Here is a 20,571-nt window from a genome sequence, read left to right as displayed (position 1 = left end):
TCTGTGATGCTCTACCGTGGCCTGGTTTCTCCATTCGCCGCATATGGCCAGAACATAAGCAGCGATGATTCGCCGAGTCGTCCGGCAAACGGCTCCGGTTTCCAGAAACCTTTTCCACCAACCCGGCGTCACACCACCGCCAGCGTCTCCAAAGACTTTCCTTCATACAACTGCCCAAACCGGTTCGCCAGAAAGTCGCGCAGCGGCACCTGTTCCTGACGCACAAAACCGCTTTGAGGCAGCTTCTTCTCGCGGAACAGATCGAGCACTGCGCACATCGCGCCGGCCGTCGTAATCTGGATCGCGCTCATCGGCACGCCGCACACGGTCTTCGCGAAAATCTTGCGGGTGAACACTTCCTGCACCAGTTGCCCATCGCGCATGCCGCTCACGGTGATGAACACCAGCACGACATCCTGCGCGGTCGACGGCACCGAGCGGCGCATGATGTTCTTCAATGTGTCGCGGTCGCTCGAAAGACGCAGGTCTTCAAGCAGGAATTGCATCAGTTTGCGGTGGCCCGGATAACGCACCGACTTGTAATCGAGCGATTCGACGCGCCCAGCCAGCGTCTCGCACAACGTGCCCAAACCACCGGAGGTATTGAACGCCTCGTACTCGGTGCCGTCGAGCGAAAAATGTTCGAGGCCTTCGAGCGGCTGCACCCACTGCGTGCGGCTGTCGCGGATCGCCTCGCACGGCTGACAGTATTCGTTGATCAGACCGTCGACGCTCCACGTCAGGTTGTACTTCAGCGCGTTGGTCGGAAACTCGGGCAACGCACCGACGCGCATTTTCACGTCGCGAATCTCGGTGAAACGGTTCGCCAGTTCGTGCGCGGCAATACCGATGAAACCCGGCGCAAGACCGCACTGCGGCATGAACGCATGCTCGGCGTCGTCGGCGATCGCGCGGATCGCGTGGGTCGCGCGCACATCCTCGGTCAGGTCGAAGTAATGCACGCCCGCGCCCTTGGCCGCTGCGGCCACGTTTACCGCGAGGTAATACGGCAATGCGTTCACCAGCGTGTCGAAACCCTGAATCGCGGCGCGCAGCGCGGCCGCGTCGGCGGAATCGACCCGGCGAGTCGGAATACCCTGGGCGGCGAGTTTGTCGAGCGCGTGCTGATCGCGGTCGAATGCGACGACGTCGTAATCGCCGGTTTCGCGCAACATATGAGCGATGGTGTGACCAATCAGCCCTGCACCAACGATGGCTACTTTCATGCGCTTCTCCTTGTTATCCGTATGCCGTCTTGAACTCCACAGCGACAGTTTAGGAAGAAGCAAAAACAGTTCATACACGCAAAATGCTGCGTTATGACCATGAACTTCGACGTTCCGACCAACTTTTCAATCAATATGTTGAAAAGTTATAAAAATCGCGTAAACGCGGCCCCGCTTCAAACCGTCCCGCGATCGATCTTGCGCGCCAGAATGATCGACGTCGTGGTCCGCTCGACGCCTTCCAGCCCGCCGATCTGATCGAGCAGATCGTTCAGGCGTTCGGGCGAATCGGCGCGCAACCACGCGACATAATCGAACTCGCCGCTAACCGCGCAGAGCAACTGCACCTCGGGCATCTTGCCCAGTCGCTTCTGCACCGCCGCACCATATTTCGGCGCGATGATGATGCCGACATAAGCGACGATGCTCGAATCGAGCACGTCCTGCCCGAGCCGCACGCTATATCCGGCGATCACGTTGCTGCGCTCCAGCCGCGCGATTCTCGCGATAACCGTGGTGCGCGCCACGTCGAGTTGGCGCGCGAGACTGGCGACGCTTTCGCGGGCGTTAGCTTGCAACAGTGCAACGAGGTTACGGTCGAGGTCGTCGAGTTGGTCGAGGCGCGGTGGTCGCATTGAGGGTTTCGAATTGGGCCGGTAATGCGGACGATTATCGCGCGTCTTCGCCACGAAAAGCGGGGTTGGCCGCGCTCTCTTGCATGCTCATCGCGAACTCACACGCCGAACCGGTCGATCACGAAATCGATGAAGCTGGTGAGCTTGGGTGTCGCGCGGCGATCGCGTGGATAGATCAGATGCACCGGGGCGCCGTCGGGTAGAAAATCGTCCAGCACCGGCACCAGTTCGCCGCTCGCAATCTCGCGCGCGAGCAACGCTTCCGGCTGCAACACGAGGCCGAAACCACGCAATGCGGCAACCTTCAGCGCCTGCCCGTTATTCGCACGAAAACGGCCCGCACGCAGCGGGTTTTCGTCGACGGTATCGCCATCGAGACGCCATAAGCCTTCGCGTCCCCAATGCAGGAAACCCAGGCATTCGTGCTGCGCGAGATCGGCGGGCGTGCGCGGCGTGCCATGCTTCGCCAGATACGCTGGCGACGCGCACGCGCGCATCCGGTAAGGCTTCAACGGCCGCGCGACAAAACCCGAATCCGCCAGATGACCGATGCGTACGGCCGCGTCGAAGCCTTCTTCAACGAGATCGACCACGCGGTTCGACAGATCGAGTTCCAGCGTGATATCCGGCCATGCGTTCAGATAATCGGTCACGGCGGGCGCGAACACTTCGACGCCGTAAGTCAGCGGCGCGGTCACCTTGAGCACGCCGCGCGGTGCGGCGGCCATCGCTTCGGCCAGCGACTCGGCGTCTTTCACATCGGCGAGGATACGTCTGCATTGTTCGTAATACTGCCGACCAATCTCCGTCAGACTTTGCCGACGTGTAGTGCGTGTCAGCAGCCGCGTCGCCAGCCGCGTTTCGAGCGCGCGGATATGCTTGCCTACCATCGCCGACGAAATGTGAAAGCGCTCGGCGGCCGCGGTCAGGCTGCCTTCGTCGACCACCGCGACGAAAATTTCCATGCTGACGAATTTATCCACCCGCTATTTCCTTTCGTTTCGGTTGTAAGCGTTTGTCGCACAACAGCCGCATTACCCAGATATCGTGTTACAAATAGCGGCGACGGAAACAGGCGGCAGCCAAACGTTGCGCGTTATCGACGCAATGTGAAGCGCGACGGAACGCTCGCCGCACGCCCTGTCCCAATTCGAATAGACATCAGGAGTTTCGATGAAAAAAGCACTGGTTATGCTGGCCACCGCAGTCGCCATGAGCGGCGCGTTCGCACAAACTCCCGCGCCGGCTTCGGCACCGGTGAGCGCCTCGGCTCCGGCCGGCAAGGCAGGTCACGAACGCAATGTCGAAGACCGCATCGCCTATCTGCATTCGCAACTGAAGATTACCTCGGCGCAGGAATCGCAATGGAACACGTTCGCCGACGTGATGCGCGGCAACGGCGAGACGATGGGCCAACTGTTCGAACAGCGCAAGTCGGCCGGCAAGCTGTCCGCCGTCGACGACATGAAGCAATACGCGCAGATCGCGCAAGCGCATGCCGATGGCATGAAGAAGCTGGTCGATGCTTTCGATCCGCTGTATAGCAGCTTCTCGCCGGAGCAGAAAAAGCTCGCCGACGCGACGTTCCATCAGCCGGGCGGCGAAGGTGGCCGTCATCATCATGGCAAGGGTAAGGGCGGTAAAGCAGCCGCTGCCCCGGCTAGCGACGCAGCTGTGAAGCCGTAAGCGCTTAAAGGTTCTGTTCGTGCGCGGCGCGAGGTTGGCGCTGCGCACGCGGATCTTTTGCGAAGGGCGCTGGTTCGGGATGGTTCACAGCATCCGCAACGCCCTTCGCAAAAGAAGCCAAAAGAAGCTGATTTTTCCGATGCATCTGGCATCATGCGGGTAGACGGCTTTGGGACGTGAAGTCCCGTGAGAAAATCCCTTGTTTTAAAGCCCCTAGGAACGACATCGCGGCATAAGCCAGCACGCTGTCTTTCCCCTTTCCGCACCAGTCTGCCTCTACTCCTACCGCTTCATGACCGAACTGAAAAATCTCGACCTGACTCAGGACGCCCACGCACTTCGCGTCGTCAAGGACGAAACGGTCGCCGTCGAATTCGCTGCGAGCGAAGGCGAATTGATGAGCCTCGAAGGCCCGAACCGCTACGTGCGCGGTGACGCGCTGATCACCGGATCGACCGGCGACCGCTGGGTCGTTTCGCGCGAGCGCTTCGACGCTAAATACCTCCCCGCCGACGCAGCCCTCGCGCACGGCGAAGCCGGCGCGTACCGCAACCGCCCTGCGGTCGTGCTGGCCAGACAGATGAACGAAGCGTTTTCGCTCGCGCGGTCCGCCAGCGGTGGCGACGTGCTGCGCGGCGTCGCAGGCGACTGGGTGATGCAATACGCGCCGGGCGACTACGGCGTAGTCCAGGCCGCGCGCTTCGCGAAGGTCTACCGGCGCGCGGACTGATTCCTGGTCGCCGCGCTCAGGCGATTAGCGCCCCCCCTTCAGGCAAACTCGTCGCCGAGATCCACGATGACGTCGCGCGGCACCGCCTCACCTTTCGCATACTGCTCTTCGAGCGAGCCCAGGCTCGCTTCGACATACGCGCGCAACACCGCGAAACTGCGGCCCCGCAACCGCGCCGGCAACGCGAAATAACGCGCCAGCGCCGCCGGTGTGATCGCTACGGTCATCACGATGCGGCGTGCGGTCGAACCGAAGCGCATCGCCACCCAGTGAATCGTCAGCGTCGGCGTACCGTCTTCGGCGGCGCTCTGGATGAACTGCGTCTGCTCCGGGAACAGATCGCTGATCACACGCGCCAGTTCCTCGAACTCGGGATTCGCGCAGTCGTATTGGTAAGCTTCCATGAGGTCTGCCGAAAGATCGGCCTTAAGAGGCTGAAAGAGCTTAAAAAGCTACAGGAAAAAGTCGGCCGATTGTAGGCAAAGGCCGACGTTTTAGCGAGCTATCCGCAGAGCGTGCGAATACACTCGGGCAATCACGGACGTGCAGCCGCTGCAGGACGTTTGAAAGTCCTGAACAGCAACCCGGCGACCACGAGCGCAGCCACCGCATAAATGGCGTCAACGGCAGCAAGCGGCACCAGTTGCGCCTGGAACAGCGCGGCGGGTGCGTCCACCAGCGCGTGCAGAACAATCGCCAGCGGCAGGATGCCGCGCCAACCCGCGCGCAACCCGCGCCACATCAGCACCGACAAACCAATCTGGAACACCAGCGCCGCCACGCGTTCGAGCGCGAAAATGCCCGCCGTCTGCGGCGTCAGGCTGGCGAGGATCAGGTGAATACGCATCAGCGAATCGGTCGGCAGATTGCTCAGGTAGCCGTCCAGTTCACCCCGGTTCTCGAAGATCGCAAACAGAACCCACTGAACCTGCACCAGCACGCCGACCAGCCACGCTTCCGCGCCGCCATGGCCGAGGCCGTAGGTCAGCGCGGTGCCGTCGTCGGTGCGGGCGGCCGTCGCGGGCGACTTCGCTGCCGCACGTTTCAGGATCAGCCGCATGCCGATAAAGCGCCCCACTTCCTCGCAGACGCCTGCGACCAGCGCGCCGTAAATCACGAAAGCCAGCGGGTTCGACAGGAACGTCGCGGTTGCCTCGTTGCGATGCAGGACGTAGTCGTTCAGCGCGCGCTCGATCACCATCGCGAACAGCGCGAACACGGCGATACCAGTAATGGCGTCGCGCGGATTGAGCGCGAGCGGACGGCGCGCACGCCGGTAAATCATGAAAGGTAACGCGGCCACGAAAAGCGTCGCGACGGCGAGGCTCGACAGGGTAATCGGTGCAACAACCATGAGTTTCCTTGCGATGACCGGCGCGCACCCGCTGCGCGCCGCAGCCCGCATGATCGCAGATCAGCGCGAAGTTGATGCGCGAACGATCAGCTCGCCCGGCAGAAGACAGTCCCGCACCGTTGTCTGAACGCCTTCGATGCGCTCGTGCAGAAACTCGACCGCGCGATAGCCGATCTCGTAGGTCGGCTGGCGGATCGTGGTGATGCCGGTGAGTTCGGCCCAGTCGGGGTCGTCGATGGAGAGAAGCGCGACGCGCGTTTGCCAGTCGGGGCCGTAACGCGATTTCAGATGCAGCGCGAGGCACAGCGCAACCGGCGCGTTGGCTGCGAACAGGGCGATGCGATGAGCGGTTGACGCGTTCTTGCCTCTCTTGCCGTCCGCAGCCGAATCGATCGCGCGATCCAGTTCGGCGAGACCGCGCGCCGTCTCGTCCGACTCCGCCAGATCCAGCACCAGCGTATGTCCCCGCGCGCGGCCTTGAGCGCCCATCGCATCGCGAAACGACGTCTGCCGCAAATGCCGCGAGCTGACCTGCTCGAACGGCTGCACGACAAACCAGATGTCGTCGAAGCCTTGTTCCAGCAGATGCTGCACGCCCAACTGCGCCGCCGCGCCGTTGTCGAGACCGACCATGTCGGCGGTCAGTCCTTCGACCTGACGGTCCACCATCACCGCCGGAATGCCGCTGCCGCCCACGGGACGCAACGTCTCCTCGCTCACGCCGAGCGCGTTGACGATCACCCCTTCCACCCGGTACGTGGTCAGCAGTTGCAGATAACGCCGCTCCATTTCCACTTCGTTGGCCGCGTGGCAGATCAGCGGCATCAGGCCGAGCGCGTGACAGGCCGCCTCGACGCCCTGCAGCACCTCGACCGTGTACGGGTTGGTCAGATCGGCGAGCAGCATGCCGATCAGCCGGTTGCGGCCGCGCTTCAGCCCGCGCGCCATCTGGTTCGGCTGATAGTTCAGCCGCGCGATGGCCGCCTCGATGCGCGCGCGCAATTCCGGCGACATCACGCTCATCTCGCCATTCAGGTAACGCGAAATGCTGGTCTTGCCCGTACCGGCCTCGCGCGCGACGTCGGTAATCGTCGCGCGGCGCGGCGTGCCCTGCTGCGGCGTGCTCATCGTGCAGTCACTCCTTCGCTGGCAGTCCGGCTCACTGGCTCAGCACGTCGCGATTGACGATGTTCGTCTTCAACGTGCCGTCGAGCGCGGCGACCAGGTTTTCGGCCGCATTGAGCGCCATCGCGTGACGGGTTTCGTGAGTCGCCGAACCGATGTGCGGCAACGCGACCACGTTAGGCAGTTTCAGCAACGGCGAATCGGCGGGCAGTGGTTCGGTATCGAAAACGTCGAGGCCTGCGCCGTGAATCGTGCCGTTTTGCAGCGCTTCGATCAGCGCCGCTTCATCGACGGTCGCGCCGCGCGATGCATTGATCAGGATCGCGCTCGTCTTCATCGCCTTGAATTCGGCCGCGCCGATCATGTGGCGCGTTTCGGCGGTGAGCGGCACTTGCAGGCAGACGAAGTCGGAAGTGGCGAGCAACTCCGCCAGCTCCACGCGCTTTGCGCCATAGGCCGCTTCGGCTTGCGGATTCGGGCTGCGGTTCGTGTACTGCACCTTCATGTTGAAGCCGAGCGCCGCGCGCCGTGCGACCGCGCCGCCGATCCGTCCCATCCCGACGATACCGAGCCTTTTGCCCTGCACGTCGACCCCGAATTGAGCCGGACCGACGCTCTCGCGCCAGTCACCCGCCTTGACCCAGTCGGCCAGTTCGACGACCCGGCGGGCCGACGCGAGGATCAGCGCGAACACGGTGTCGGCGGTCGATTCGGTCAGCACGTCCGGCGTATGCGCGAGCACGATGCCGCGCCGCGTGAGATCGGCGACGTCGAACTGGTCGAAGCCGACCGAGATGGTCGACAGCGCCTTCAGGCGGCTGGCGCCTTCGATCATCGCCGGCGTGATTTTCACGCTGGCGCCAATCGCGCCGTCCGCGTCGCGCAATGCGGCGACGAACGCATCATGCTGCGAGGCATCGACCTCGACGACTTCCGCGTGCTGTTGCAGATACGCGAGCACATCTGCGGGCAACGACTTGTAGGCGACGATCTTCTTCATGAGCTTATTTTCCTTGCAACGGTGTAGCGAGCGTGGGCTTCTGGGTCAGCGGCTGGGGCTTGACGGTCAGCGTCAGGATTACCGCGGCGATCAGCGCCACGCTCATGAATGCATACGATGCCGACGGCGATCCGGTCGCGCCGTTCAGATAGCCGACCACATACGAGCCGACAAACGAACCGAGCGCGCCCATGCTGTTGATCAGCGCCATCGCGCCGCCCGCGACGTTCTTCGGCAGCAGTTCCGGGACGATCGCGAAGAACGGGCCGTACGGCGCGTACATCGCGCCGCCCGCGATCACCAGCAGAGCATACGAGAGCCAGAAATGCGTGGAGCCGAGCGCATACGACGCCGCGAAAGCAATGGCGCCGACCAGCAGGAACGGCCACACGAACACTTTGCGGCGGTTGAGTTTATCCGATGCCCACGAAGCTGCAAGCATCGCAATCGTCGCAGCGAGGTAAGGCAGCGCCGACAGCCAGCCGGTTTCGACCATGCCGAGCGACGAACCATTCTTCAGAATGGACGGCAGCCACAGCACGAAACCATACACGCCGATGCTCCAGCAGAAATACTGCGCACATAGCCGGATCACGGCGGGCGTGCGGAACGCCTCGCCGTAATTGCGAACCGGCTTGATCGCGGCCTGCTCGGCGCGCAACGTCCGTTCGAGGTCGTCCTTCTGTTGCTGCGTGAGCCACGACACCTGCTGCGGCTTGTCCTTCACGATGAACCACCAGCACACCGCCCAGATGATCGCGGGCGCGCCCTCGGCGATGAACATGTGACGCCAGCCGAACGAATGCACCAGATAGCCGGACACGACCGACATCCACAGCACGGTCACCGGATTGCCGAGAATCAGAAACGTGTTGGCCCGCGAGCGCTCGCTTCTGGTGAACCAGTTGCTGATGAAGATCAGCATCGCGGGCATCACGGCGGCTTCGACGACGCCGAGCACGAAGCGGATCACCATCAACGACGGAATGTTGTCGACCATGCCGGTCAGCGCCGCGCAGCCGCCCCACAGGATCAGGCTCCAGAACACGAGCTTCTTGACACTGCGGCGTTCCGCGTAGATCGCGCCGGGAATCTGGAAGAAGAAATAGCCGAGAAAGAACAGCGCACCGATCAGCGACGCCAGCCCTTTGCTGATGCCCAGATCCTGGTTGATGCCGGCCGCCGACGCGAAGCCGAAGTTCGCCCGGTCCAGATAAGCGAGGCTGTACGTGATGAAGACGATCGGCATGATCGTCCACCAGCGGCGAACCGCAAGCGATGAAGTGACGGGGGTCTGCATGTGAGTCTCCTGTTACTGCGTACTGTGTTACGTCTCTCTACGGCATTTCCGGCGTCTACGGCGTCCCGGATTGGTGACGGGCGGTCGTGGGCGCCGTATCCGTATGTCTGTGCGTTGTTGCTGTGTTCGAAGTCACACGACGCCGGCCGTACTCGACACCCGTGCGCTCGTGCCGACAGGCGGCACGTCGGCCAGTTCGAGCGCGTCGAGTTCCGCGCGGCCCGGCAGGCCTTCTGAATCGCCGATCACCTGAATCGCCAGCGCGCCGATCCGGTTGCCGCGCGCCACCGCTTGCGGCAGCGTTTTGCCTTCCAGCAACGCGCTGACGACGCCGACCGCGAAGCCGTCGCCCGCGCCGACCGTGTCGACGACGTTCGCGACGGGCTGCCCGGCGACGGTGCCGGCATCATCGGCGGTACGGTAATACGCGCCCTGCGCGCCTAGCTTGATGATGACGCCGCGCGCGCCTCGCTCCAGATAGAAGCTGGCGATATCTTCGGGTTGCGTATAGCCGGTCAGAATCTCGCCCTCGCCGATGCCGGGCAGCACCCAGTCGGCCAGTGCCGCGAGCGAGTTCAGGCCTTCGACCATCGCGGCGCGCGACGGCCAGAGCGTCGGGCGCAGGTTCGGGTCGAACGAAATCGTCTTGCCCGCCGCGCGCATTTCGCGGGCGAGATGGAACGCGAGTTCGCGCGAACTGGCCGAAATCGCGGGCGCGACGCCCGTCAGATGCAGGTGACGCGCGGGCAGCACGTAATCGCCCACATAGTCGTCCAGCGACAGATGACTCGCCGCCGATCCTTTACGGAAGTATTCGATCGCAGGGTCGCTGCCGTCGTCGTTCTTCGATTTCAGCTGGAAGCCGGTCGGATAGCGATCGTCGGTGCTCACGCAGCGCTGGTCGATGCCCTCTTTCGTCAACGTGTCGCGCACAAACTGGCCGAACGAATCGTTGCCGACGCGGCTCATCCAGCCGACCTTGAAGCCGAGCCGGGACAGGCCAATCGCGACATTCAGATCGGCGCCCGCCACGCGCTTCGTGAATTGCCCGACTTCGGCGAGCGGGCCGGTTTCGGCGGCCACGAACATGGCCATTGCTTCGCCGTAGGTGATGACGTCGAGTGCTGCGTGTGAGGTGGTGGTCATGCTTTGCTCCTGCTCGCTGCTATGCGCTGTGTGTCTGGCTAGTTCTATTGCTGTGCGATGTCGTGAGCGCGTTTCAGGTGCGGTGGTTAAAGCCACCCTCGCCTGAACCGGCACGTTCATGTCACATGACTTTGCGTCGCCCGCGCTGTGATTCTCGCGGTGTGTTTTTTGTGTTTTATTTTCGCGGCATGTTGTCGTCTTGTTGTCGTCTATTGCCGCACTCTCAGGTTCTTCAAGCCACTCGCGACCACTTAAGCTTTGCCTAACCACTCGACGTAATGCGCGGCATCCGCATCGATCCGGCTTGTGTCGAACGGAAACTCGATGCCGCGCGGCACGTCGCGCGGCAAGCGCTCGAGCACGGCGGCGAAGTTTGCATCGTCGGCAGCCGGGGCCGCGGGAAAACGCCGCGCGCCTTCGCCAACCGTCGTCTTGCAATGGATATAGTCGACGTGCGCCGCCAGCAGACCGGCTGCGTCGAGCGGCGCGACATCGCGCCATGCCCAGTTGCCGATATCGAACGTCATGCCGAGCACATCGGCGAAACCTTCACGCGACAGCGCGTCGAACAGGCTGGTGAATTGCGACAGCGAGCCGCCTTCTTCCAGTTGCCCGTTTTCGACGACAAGCCGGAGATTCGCGCGCTGCACTCGCTGCATCTGCTCAGCAATCGCCGCGCCGTGCGCATCGCGGACGAAGCCGCCCAGTTGCAGCTTGACGAAGTGCGCGCCGAGCGCGGTGGCTTCGTCCTGCGCGAGATGCAACGCGGCGCTGTCGAGTTGTCCATCGGATGTGTAAAGCGAAGCCGGCGTGGAAAACACCGACCACAAGCCCAGTTCGGCGATCGATTCGCCGAGCGCCTGCAACCGCTGCGGCTTAGCGTCGGATTCATCGGCGAACAGCTCGCGACGCACTTCGAAACCCGCCGCACCGGCCCGCCGGCTCGCCTGCGCCCACTTCAGATGGCCGCCCGTGCGCACCGCGTCCATCCCGAACGCGCTTGCAACGATCACCACGTCTACTGCTTCAGCCATGTCGAATTTACCTGGTCCTGTCTTGCCGCACGCAATTGGAACCGGTTCCAATTGCGCTTTGAAAAAAAGCGCCGAGGCGCTTGCAATGCCCAGATAGTGGCCAGGGTCAGGGCCATGCACCATAGTGGAAATCCCCAGGCGCGGCGGGCATGTGGGCTCTTGCCGCTAGCCGCCGTCCGCGAGACACAGCGTCAGAAACTGCTCGACGACCCGGGCGGGCGCGCTCGCGTGCGGCACGAGAATCGACAACCGGCGAGTCAGCGGCTCCGGGCTGAGCGAGAACAGACGCAACGAGCCATTCTCGTGCCGCATCGACATGGCCGACACGAAACCGATGCCCATACCCGCGCGCACCGCCTCCTTCACGCCTTCGACCCCGGCGATTTCCAGCGCGACGCGCATTGGCACGCCCGCTCGAGCGAAGGCCCGCTCGACGATCTGCCGCACACCCGACCCCGCCTCCCGCACCACCAGCGGATGCGCGCCGAGCACCGCCAGTTCGACGCGGCCCCGGTCGTCTCCCGAAACGTCCTGCACCAACGGATGGGAGCGCGGCATGATCGCCACGATCTCGTCCTCGCGCCACGCGTGCACGGCGGTATCGGGCGGCAGATCGGCGCCGACCGGCCCTTCGATCATCGCGATATCCACCGAACCGAGCGCGCCGACGATCTCGGCCGTATTGCCGTCGGCGGTATGCACGCTCACATCCGGGTGCCGCCGATGAAAATCCGCGATCAGATAAGGCAGCAGGTAACTCGCGGGCGTCGTGCTCGCGCCAATCCGCAGCGTGCCCTGCTCCAGCCCGCGCAACGCGTCGCGATAGGCATGCGCCTGCCGCCACGTGTCGCGCAGCCGCGTGGCATAGCTCGCGAGTTGCTCGCCAGCGGGTGTCAGACGTATGCCGCGCCCGTCGCGCTGATACAGCGGCTCGCCGAATTCGTCCTGCAATTGCCGCAGTTGGCCTGATACCGCCGGTTGCGACAAATGAAGCGCCACCGCCGCACGGCTGATGTTCAGATGCTCAGCGACTGAGGCGAATGTTATAAGTTGATCGGGGGTCATGACGAGACAAATATCAGATTAGCCGATACTTTACATCCTAAATCACGATTTTTCATATCGATATATCTAAATTAGGATTAGGCCATCGAATCCAGTCAGTCATCAAAAGGACTGCGCCATGTCCACTGCCCCGCTTACCGCTGCCCCGACCGGCGAGTCGTCCACTCTCGGACAACTCAACGGCATCCTGTTCGTCGCGCTGTTCGCGGCGGCCGTGACCCGCGTCGCGGCGATTCCGGCGATTGCCGGGCTGGGCCTGAGTCCGCTGATCGTCGGCATCGTGGCCGGCGCCATCTACGGCAATGTGCTGCGCGACGGCATGCCCGCGAGTTGGGCGGCCGGCGTCAACTTTTCGGCGCGCAAGCTGCTGCGCATCGCCGTCGCGTTCTTCGGCCTGCGCGTGAGCTTGCAGGAAATCGCTCAGGTCGGCTTGCCGGGGCTCGCCGAATCGGTGCTGATCGTGGTCAGCACGCTGGTTATAGGCACGTGGGCGGGCATGAAAATCATGAAGCTCGACCGCGATACCGCGTTGTTGACGGCCGCCGGCAGCGCGATCTGCGGCGCGGCAGCAGTGCTGGCTTTCGAGTCGACGCTGCAATCCAAACCGCACAAGAGCGCGATGGCCGTGGGCAGCGTGGTGTTGTTCGGCACGCTGTCGATGTTCCTCTACCCGGTTCTGTTCAAAGCGGGCTGGCTGCATCTCGACACGATCGGCGCGGGGCTGTTCTTTGGCGGCACGATCCACGAGGTCGCGCAGGTGGTCGGCGCGGCCAGCAATGTCAGCCCGGAGGCGACCCACATCGCCACCATCGTCAAGATGACTCGCGTGATGCTGCTGGTGCCGGTGCTGCTGGTGGTCGGCATGTGGGTGAACCGCTCGGCGCGTAAAGAGGCTGCTGCCAACCCAACGTCGGCGGGCGCGCAAAACAACATCCCGCGCAAGCTGGCGATTCCGTGGTTCGCGCTCGGCTTCCTCGGCTTCGTCGTGATCAACTCGCTGCATGTGTTGCCCGAAGCCGCCACGAGCACGCTGAACACGCTCGACACCTTCGCGTTGACCATGGCCATGACCGCGCTCGGCATCGAAACCCGCATTTCGCAAATCCGCCAGGCGGGACCGCGTGCGTTGACCACCGGTCTGATCCTGTACGTATGGCTGATCGCCGGTGGACTGGGGATTACATGGGGTGTCCAGCATCTGTTCGGCTAAACCGTTCGCGCAGTTTGCGCTCCCTCAGCAACCCCGCCGCGTGCGGGGTTTTGCGCGTTCTGGAGCGCCCCGCTCGAGCCGTGAATCTTCATCGGAGACACCACCGGTTGCGCTCGCGCGGCATACTGGTTGCTGGCATCACCTTCTCCTGCAACCCGCGCGTTCACCGGCCATGCGTCGTGAATGGGCGACCGGAATGAGGACCGATCGATGAGCCTGGAACTTTACTATTGGGACGGCCTGCAAGGCCGCGGCGAATTCGTGCGGCTGGCGCTGGAAGAAGCCGGCGCGGACTACGTGGAAGTCGCGCGCGGCAAGGAGTCTAAAGGACTCGGCACGGGCGCAATGCTGGCGCTGATGAAAGACCGCGACGAGCCGTATCCGCCGTATGCGCCGCCGTTTCTGAAAGACGGCGACCTGCTGATCTCGCAGACCGCCAACATCCTGTTCTACCTGGGGCCACGGTTGAATCTGGCGCCGTCGGTGGAAAGCCTGCGTTACGTGGCCAACGGGCTGCAATTGACTATCGCCGATCTCGTCACCGAGGCGCACGACACGCATCACCCACTGGCGAGCGGCCTTTATTACGAAGATCAGAAAGACGCCGCGAAAGTGCGCGCGCACGACTTCATCGACAACCGGATTCCGAAGTTCATGTCGTACTTCGAGCGGGTGCTGAAGCAGAATCCGGCGGGCGACACGTTCATGGTCGGCGACGCGCTCACGTATGTCGATACATCGATGTTCCAGTTGATCGACGGTCTGCTGTACGCGTTTCCGCGTGCGCTCAAGCGATTCGGCGAACACTATCCGCGTCTCGCCGCGCTGCACGATCGTGTGATCGAACGGCCGAACATCGCCGCGTATCTGGAATCGGAGCGGCGCATCGAGCACAACGAGTCGTGCATCTTCAGGCATTACCCGGAACTCGATAAGGCGGCGAGTTGATTCGCGCTGCTGGATGGCATCAGGGTGCTGCAATGCATGCCTGCCGGCGCGCGTTGCCTGTGTCATGCCCGGTCCCTCACCCAACCCCTCACCCCGTACCACCGACGTGCTTTCATTCCTGCTGAAGCTGCGCACCCGCGCCCAACACCTGTTTCGCCTGTCCGAAGCCCATACGATGCTGGTCTGGTCGGTGGTCGTCGGCGTCGCCGGCGCCTTTGCGACGATTGCGTTTCGCGAGGCCATCGCGCTGTTGCAACTGAGCGTGGCCGGCCGGTCGGGCAGCTTCGTCGAAATGGCGCGCAGCATGCCCTGGACCGTGCGTATCTGGCTGCCCGCAGCCGGTGGCCTGATCGCCGGTCTGTTCCTGCTGATCGCCCAGCGTTACGCGGATAAATGCAATCACGTCGACTACATGGAAGCCGTCGCGATCGGCGACGGCGTGGTGCCGGTCAAACTGAGTTTGTGGCGCAGCGTATCGTCGCTGTTCACGATTGCGAGCGGCGGCTCGATCGGCCGCGAAGGGCCGATGGTGCAACTGGCGGCGCTCGCTGCGTCGCTGATCGGACGCTGGGTGCATTTCGACCCTTCCCGGCTGCGTCTGCTGGTCGCGTGCGGCGCGGCGGCGGGCATTACGTCCGCGTACAGCGCGCCGATTGCGGGCGCGTTTTTCGTCACCGAGATCGTGCTCGGCTCGATCGTGATGGAGAGCTTCGGGCCGGTCGTGGTGTCGGCGGTGGTGGCCAATATCACGATGCGCGAATTCGCCGGCTACAAGCCGCCATATGAAATGCCGGTGTTTCCGCCGGTGGCCGGGATCGAAGTGCTGCTGTTCGTCGCGCTCGGCGCGCTGTGCGGCGCGGCCGCGCCGCAGTTTTTGCGTTTGCTCGACGTGTCGAAGGCGGGTTTTCGCAAGCTGCCTTTGCCGTTGCCGGTGAGGCTCGCGCTCGGCGGCTTCGTGGTCGGCGTGATCTCGATCTGGTCGCCCGAGGTCTGGGGCAACGGCTACAGCGTCGTCAACTCGATCCTCCATTCCCCGTGGACCTGGACCGCGCTCGTCGCCGTGCTGGTGTTCAAGCTGATCGCGACGGCGGCTACCGCAGGTTCGGGCGCGGTCGGCGGGGTCTTCACGCCGACGCTGTTCGTCGGCGCGGCGGTCGGCTCCATCTTCGGCCAGGGCATGCATGCGTTGTGGCCGCACGCGACGTCCGCGCCGTATGCTTACGCAATGGTCGGCATGGGCGCATTTCTGGCGGGCGCGACCCAGGCGCCGCTGATGGCGATCCTGATGATCTTCGAAATGACGCTCAGCTATCAGGTCGTATTGCCGCTGATGCTGTCGTGTGTGGTCGCGTATTTCATTTCGCGTGCGATTGCGAAGACGTCGATGTACGAAATCACACTGCGCCGTAATAGCGAGGAGCAGGCGCGCTCCCGGCTGCGCGCCACCCAGATGCGCGAGCTGATCCGTCCCGCGGAAACCGTCGTGCCGCCCAACGCGACCGTGCAGGACATGACGCGCGTGTTCCTCGAATATCCGGTGAAGTATCTGTACGTGGCGAACGCGTCGGGGGCATTTCTCGGCGTGGTCGCGCTGAAGGACATCACGTCCGATCTGCTCGACAAAAGCGATACGTCGACCAAAACCGCCGCCAATTATTTGCAGCCGCATTTCGACGTGCTCACGCCGGATATGTCGCTCGGGGTCGCGTTGCAGCACTTCCTCGCGTTTCAGGGCGAGCGTCTGCCGGTGGTGGAAAGCGCCGCGCATCCGACGCTAGCGGGCGTGGTCTACAAGACCTCGTTGCTCGACGCCTATTTCCGGATGAATCCGACGCGCTAGGCGCCGGCCCGGGGGCATAACGGGGAGCGGCGCGGAGCCCCGGCGCAAAGCAGCGCAAAGTTTCTACAATGAGAGGACTGCTGCGGCGAATCGATCTCACTCGATCCGAGGCGATTTCAAGACCCATCACTCCTCGCCCGCAGCGCGCGTTACGCAAAAAGCGGGCGCATCGGAACGCCCGCCATCCGACCGGAGCGATCATGAGCGATTCATCCGCCGATGCCGTACGCCGCGACCAGGCGGGCTGGATTTTCGTGCACATCGAAGGCGAGCCGTACGATCGCGGCGAACAGCACGGCCAGTTGCTCGCCACCGAAATTCGCAACGCCATCCGCACCGCCCGTTATCTCGCGAAGTGGGATACGGGCGAAGATTTCGACACCTTCGTCCAGGCTGCGGTCACGCAGTTCGCGAACCAGCTGGACACCGAATTCGCCGACGAAATCCAGGGTATCGCCGACGGCGCGAAGCTGCCGTTCGCCGAAGTGCTTGCGTGGAACGGCTACATGGACCTGTTGCAAAGCTGGTGGCCGAGCCACGCGGCACAGCAGAAGCCGGAGCTTGGCGCGAAGCTCTGGCGTGGCCGGCGCGGACATCATTGCAGCGCGTTCATCGCAACCGGCGACGCGACCCGCGACGGCGGCATCGTGATGGCGCACAACTCGTGGGACCGCTACGCAGCGGGCGACGCGTTCAACGTGATCTTCGACATCGTGCCGGACCGCGGCAACCGCATCCTGATGCAAGGCCTGCCCGGCTGCATTTCGAGCCTCACCGACTTCTGGATCACGGCCGCCGGGCTGATGGTGACCGAGACCACGATCTCGAACTTCGTCGGCTACAACGCGGCCGGCGCACCTGAGTTTTACCGCTCGCGACGGGCATCGCAGTACGCGAAGGACATCGGCGAATGGTGCGAGATGTTCGCGCGCGCGAACAACGGCGGCTACGCGAATAGCTGGCTGCTCGGCGACGTCAAGACCGGCGAGATCGCGCGCTACGAACTGGGGCTGCACTTTTCCGGCTTCGAGACCACGAAGAACGGTTTCTATAGCGGCTACAACACCGCGACCGACCTGAAAATCCGCAACCAGGAATGTATCGGCGAAGGCGAGGACTACACGGACGTGCGCAAAAACGGCGCGCGCCGGTTGCGCTTCATGCAGCTCGAAGAAACGCATCGCGGCAAGATCGACGTCGAACTGGCCAAAGCAATGATCGCCGACCATCACGACGTCTACCTGGAGCGCAACGACAACCCCTGCTCGCGGACGATTTGCGGCCACCTCGAACTGGACGATGCCCGCTTCGGCGGCACCGATCACGGACCGTTTAACCCGTGGGGCGCGAACGACGGCAAGGTCGCCGACAGCGAGATGGCCCGCGCGATGGCGTTTAGCGCGCGCTGGGGGCATCCGTGCGGAAGGCCGTTCGACGCGCAGGCGTTCATGAAACGGCATCCGCAGTGGAACTGGCTGAACGGCTACATGCGCGACCGGCCGTCGTGGCCGTGGACGCGGTTCGAGGTGCAGCGCTAATGCGAAGTCAGCACGGGTTTTTAGTGCACCGCACCATCCGGTGCCTGCACGACGCCTCGTGCACGGAGCGGGCATCTACTGCCTCATTGGTGCCATCATCTGAAAACTACAATACGGTTTTGCCGCAAATGTGCGCGCATTGCAGTATTTGCCAACTAAGATGGAAGATACGCGCACGCGGGATAGTGCGAGGCCGCGTGTAGCCTGGCCGCCCTTTCGACGCGGGGACGGCACGGCGATTGCTCAACAGTTTGCGCCGCATGAGCTTAGGAGGTCGGGCGATGAAAACCTCGACACTGTTGACCATGGTGACGCTGTCAGCTTCGTGTTTTGCCGCGCCGGTTCATACCGCGACCGACGGCACGACCGCGACCAGCCTTGCCGCCCGCGCCAATGCCGCACCGGTCGCGCCTGCCGCACCCGGCGTCGCCGCCACGGACGACACCAGTCCGCAACAATGGCAACACATCGCGCTGCCGAAGTCGCGGCATCTCGACCGAAGTTTCATGGGACAAAACGAGCATTTGCAGACTTGACGGGCGGCGCCTGGGCGTAGCGCTGCGTAGAGCGGCCATTTGATACGTCAATGCGAACCTGGGCGCTTTGCGGGTTGATTCTTGGCGGCTGCGGTGTTGGCCGCCTTCCAGCGGCGGGCTTTTTTATAAGCCGATGCGTTATCGGCGGATTAATCTCTGAGTTCCGCCGAGTGGCCCGTCATTCGCGAACTTGCGAACGGGCAAATTCAGGTCTCGATAATTTACCTTCGCGCTCCAACCCTCATCTCAACCGGCGCATCAACGCCGCTCTCACCTTCAACCTGGAGCACTTGCATGACAGCATCGGCATTCCCCGGCGAATCGATTGATCTGCAGATCGCCGATCTTTTAAGCGAAGTCCATTTTCCGGCCAACAAGGACGCTTTAGTCGATGCCGCGCGCGAAGCCGGCGCGAGTAACGAACTGCTGTCGATGCTCGACGGCATGCCCGAACAGGATTACGCGGACATCGACTCGGTCACGCGTCTGGTCGCGGGAAATTACGGGCCCGGTCTGGGCTCGTGATCCAGAAAGAATGAGCGGGGATAAACCCCGCTCACGTCAGCATCAAAACGATCAGCAACTCTTCACGCCGACGACGCCGCCACGATCCGCGTACGCGGCACCTTCGGCAAGCGACGCGCCGCATCTCGCGGCAGCGCGACCTCAACAGGCGCCGCAGACACTGAACGCGTCCGGACATCGGCGTTAGCCATCGGCTCCGCTGCGACCCGCGCCGGCGCGATCACGCGCGGCGACCGCGCTGGCGGGCTGGTCTGCTGAAAATGCTCGACGAGGTGGTCGATAAACGTGCGCACCTTCGCCGGCAAATGAAGACGGCTCGGATATGCAATCGTGATTTCAACCTGCGGCAGCCGGTAATCGGTAAGCAAAGGCACGAGCCGCCCCGACGCCAGATCCCGCCCGATCAGGTAACTCGGCAGAATCGCCACGCCCATGCCGAGCAACGCGAATTGCCGCAACATCTCCGTATTGTTCGCGCCGATCGCATTGCCGGGGCGCACGCGAATGTCACCGCCATCGGGGCCCGTGAATACCCTTTCCTCGCCGCCGTGTTCGGACGGCCGCGCAAGACACGGATGATTCAGCAGATGCTCGGGACGCGTCGGCGTGCCGTGTTGAGCGAGATAAGCGGGGGTCGCGCAGACGGTCATGTAGCCAGTGGTCAGCCGTCGCGTGACGATGCTGCCGCTGCGCATATGCCGCGTCGCCAGAATGCCGACGTCGAAACCTTCCTCGACCAGATCGACCTGGCGGTCCGCGAGCGTGACGTCCGGCATCACGTCCGGATAGCGCGCCGCGTACGACTGCACCACCGGCGCGAGCGTATGCAGCCCGAACACCACCGGCGCGACGATCCGCAACGTGCCCACCGGCTCGTGATTACGCGCGACCACCATCTGCTCGACGCCTTCGAGGTCGTCGAGAATGTGCCGCACACGTTCGAGGTAAGTCCGGCCCGCTTCGGTCAGCGAAAGACGGCGCGTGGTGCGGTTGAGCAGCCGGGTGCCGAGACGCGCTTCGAGATCGGCCACGTGCCGCGTGATGACCGCCGTAGACAGATCCAGCGCACTGGACGCGCCGACGAAACTGCCGAGGTCCGCCACCTTGACGAATACGCGCATCGACTGAAGTTGATTCATGGGACCGCTCCTGCCACGGTAACGCCGGGCCGGCGCAACGCTGCCGCCTGTGTCGACCCGCACGGCAAGGCGCGCGCGGATTTGCCCAACGTTCCGATTGTAGCTAGCGGATCATGTCCCAACCCTGACCCGAAGATGACATTCCGGTCAGGTTGGCGACGCGCCCATTTCATAATTTGTTGCAAAGCAACATTGCGGCTTTTCGACTAGGTATAAACCCTAGTATTTTGGTACCATAGCGTCCGAAAGGAAATCAATCGCTATGACACCTCGTTTTCAACTGATCGAAAAAATCGCGTTTTCGCTGGTTTGCTGGTCCGCCGCAGCCTGTTCGGCCTTCATCGCCTACGAGCGATGCCCGGACATCAAGGTCGTTCTGCATGCCGGAGAAGAAGTCCTGCGCTACAGCGGCGAGTATTCGCTCGCCTGCGCGACGCCGTCTACCGACGTTTGCGGCCAGCTTCCGGTCAACTGATCTGATTGATTGGCGGCGGCGAGCAGGACTGCTGTAGCAGGGTCTGCCGCACTCCAGCC

At 63.2% G+C, this 20,571-nt stretch carries 21 protein-coding genes; 9 read left to right on the top strand and 12 right to left on the bottom strand.

Annotated elements, in window-relative coordinates:
• Positions 1-128: 128 nt before the first annotated feature.
• The 3 genes from ABH945_RS05635 to ABH945_RS05625 form a co-directional block, all read right to left on the bottom strand.
• On the bottom strand, positions 129-1,226 hold the full coding sequence (locus tag ABH945_RS05635; RefSeq protein WP_429249956.1) for a saccharopine dehydrogenase C-terminal domain-containing protein: 1,098 nt from the start codon (positions 1,224-1,226) through the stop codon (positions 129-131).
• 176 nt (positions 1,227-1,402) lie between these two features.
• Positions 1,403-1,861, bottom strand: coding sequence for an Lrp/AsnC family transcriptional regulator (locus ABH945_RS05630; RefSeq protein ID WP_074764162.1), 459 nt, complete (start codon positions 1,859-1,861; stop codon positions 1,403-1,405).
• Positions 1,862-1,959: 98 nt separating this feature from the next.
• On the bottom strand, positions 1,960-2,844 hold the full coding sequence (locus tag ABH945_RS05625) for a LysR family transcriptional regulator (protein WP_429249955.1): 885 nt from the start codon (positions 2,842-2,844) through the stop codon (positions 1,960-1,962).
• A gap of 190 nt (positions 2,845-3,034) precedes the next feature.
• Between ABH945_RS05625 and ABH945_RS05620 the strand changes: the two genes are divergently transcribed.
• Positions 3,035-3,547 carry a Spy/CpxP family protein refolding chaperone gene (locus ABH945_RS05620; protein ID WP_074764164.1) on the top strand — a complete coding sequence of 171 codons (513 nt, stop codon included), beginning with the start codon at positions 3,035-3,037 and terminating at the stop codon, positions 3,545-3,547.
• A 292-nt stretch (positions 3,548-3,839) separates the two neighbouring features.
• Complete coding sequence (locus tag ABH945_RS05615; RefSeq protein ID WP_074764165.1) at positions 3,840-4,277, top strand: PGDYG domain-containing protein; 438 nt, start codon at positions 3,840-3,842, stop codon at positions 4,275-4,277.
• Positions 4,278-4,315: 38 nt separating this feature from the next.
• Here the strand turns inward: ABH945_RS05615 and ABH945_RS05610 are convergent, their stop codons facing one another.
• From ABH945_RS05610 to ABH945_RS05575, 8 genes are all read right to left on the bottom strand, one after another.
• Positions 4,316-4,681 (bottom strand): DUF3022 domain-containing protein, encoded by a 366-nt coding sequence (locus ABH945_RS05610; protein ID WP_074764166.1) that lies wholly within the window; start codon positions 4,679-4,681, stop codon positions 4,316-4,318.
• A gap of 131 nt (positions 4,682-4,812) precedes the next feature.
• Entirely contained in the window at positions 4,813-5,631 is an 819-nt protein-coding gene (locus ABH945_RS05605) for a YhfC family intramembrane metalloprotease (protein WP_429249954.1), read from the bottom strand.
• Between the two features lie 60 nt (positions 5,632-5,691).
• The gene (locus tag ABH945_RS05600; RefSeq protein ID WP_429249953.1) at positions 5,692-6,759 is read right to left on the bottom strand and encodes a LacI family DNA-binding transcriptional regulator; all 1,068 of its coding nucleotides are present in this window, start codon (positions 6,757-6,759) and stop codon (positions 5,692-5,694) included.
• Positions 6,760-6,790: 31 nt separating this feature from the next.
• Positions 6,791-7,756: a 2-hydroxyacid dehydrogenase gene (locus ABH945_RS05595; protein WP_429249952.1), complete on the bottom strand. Its 966-nt coding sequence runs from the start codon at positions 7,754-7,756 to the stop codon at positions 6,791-6,793.
• A 4-nt stretch (positions 7,757-7,760) separates the two neighbouring features.
• Positions 7,761-9,056, bottom strand: a complete 1,296-nt coding sequence (locus ABH945_RS05590; protein ID WP_429249951.1) for an MFS transporter — start codon at positions 9,054-9,056, stop codon at positions 7,761-7,763.
• Positions 9,057-9,188: 132 nt separating this feature from the next.
• Positions 9,189-10,202: a sugar kinase gene (locus ABH945_RS05585; RefSeq protein WP_429249950.1), complete on the bottom strand. Its 1,014-nt coding sequence runs from the start codon at positions 10,200-10,202 to the stop codon at positions 9,189-9,191.
• A 251-nt stretch (positions 10,203-10,453) separates the two neighbouring features.
• Positions 10,454-11,236, bottom strand: a complete 783-nt coding sequence (locus tag ABH945_RS05580; RefSeq protein WP_429249949.1) for a sugar phosphate isomerase/epimerase family protein — start codon at positions 11,234-11,236, stop codon at positions 10,454-10,456.
• Between the two features lie 165 nt (positions 11,237-11,401).
• Positions 11,402-12,301: a LysR family transcriptional regulator gene (locus ABH945_RS05575; protein WP_429249948.1), complete on the bottom strand. Its 900-nt coding sequence runs from the start codon at positions 12,299-12,301 to the stop codon at positions 11,402-11,404.
• 118 nt (positions 12,302-12,419) lie between these two features.
• On the opposite strand from ABH945_RS05575, the gene ABH945_RS05570 reads away from it, so the two are divergent.
• From ABH945_RS05570 to ABH945_RS05545, 6 genes are all read left to right on the top strand, one after another.
• The gene (locus tag ABH945_RS05570; protein ID WP_429249947.1) at positions 12,420-13,511 is read left to right on the top strand and encodes a YeiH family protein; all 1,092 of its coding nucleotides are present in this window, start codon (positions 12,420-12,422) and stop codon (positions 13,509-13,511) included.
• Between the two features lie 210 nt (positions 13,512-13,721).
• Positions 13,722-14,459, top strand: coding sequence for a glutathione S-transferase (locus tag ABH945_RS05565; RefSeq protein WP_429249946.1), 738 nt, complete (start codon positions 13,722-13,724; stop codon positions 14,457-14,459).
• A 106-nt stretch (positions 14,460-14,565) separates the two neighbouring features.
• On the top strand, positions 14,566-16,299 hold the full coding sequence (locus ABH945_RS05560) for a ClcB-like voltage-gated chloride channel protein (RefSeq protein WP_429250369.1): 1,734 nt from the start codon (positions 14,566-14,568) through the stop codon (positions 16,297-16,299).
• A gap of 200 nt (positions 16,300-16,499) precedes the next feature.
• A complete protein-coding gene (locus ABH945_RS05555) occupies positions 16,500-17,837 on the top strand; it encodes a C45 family autoproteolytic acyltransferase/hydolase (protein ID WP_074764176.1) in 1,338 nt (445 codons plus the stop codon).
• 281 nt (positions 17,838-18,118) lie between these two features.
• Positions 18,119-18,373, top strand: a complete 255-nt coding sequence (locus ABH945_RS05550) for a hypothetical protein (protein WP_074764177.1) — start codon at positions 18,119-18,121, stop codon at positions 18,371-18,373.
• A 294-nt stretch (positions 18,374-18,667) separates the two neighbouring features.
• Positions 18,668-18,898: a DUF2795 domain-containing protein gene (locus ABH945_RS05545; RefSeq protein ID WP_074764178.1), complete on the top strand. Its 231-nt coding sequence runs from the start codon at positions 18,668-18,670 to the stop codon at positions 18,896-18,898.
• 62 nt (positions 18,899-18,960) lie between these two features.
• Here the strand turns inward: ABH945_RS05545 and ABH945_RS05540 are convergent, their stop codons facing one another.
• Positions 18,961-20,037 carry a LysR family transcriptional regulator gene (locus tag ABH945_RS05540; protein WP_429249945.1) on the bottom strand — a complete coding sequence of 359 codons (1,077 nt, stop codon included), beginning with the start codon at positions 20,035-20,037 and terminating at the stop codon, positions 18,961-18,963.
• A gap of 262 nt (positions 20,038-20,299) precedes the next feature.
• Between ABH945_RS05540 and ABH945_RS05535 the strand changes: the two genes are divergently transcribed.
• Positions 20,300-20,512 carry a hypothetical protein gene (locus tag ABH945_RS05535; RefSeq protein WP_074764180.1) on the top strand — a complete coding sequence of 71 codons (213 nt, stop codon included), beginning with the start codon at positions 20,300-20,302 and terminating at the stop codon, positions 20,510-20,512.
• The last annotated feature ends 59 nt before the right edge of the window (positions 20,513-20,571 follow it).

Origin of the sequence: Paraburkholderia sp. GAS333 (assembly GCF_050435665.1) — a bacterium.
GTDB lineage: Bacteria > Pseudomonadota > Gammaproteobacteria > Burkholderiales > Burkholderiaceae > Paraburkholderia > Paraburkholderia fungorum_A.
This window is presented reverse-complemented; position numbering and strand designations above follow the sequence as displayed.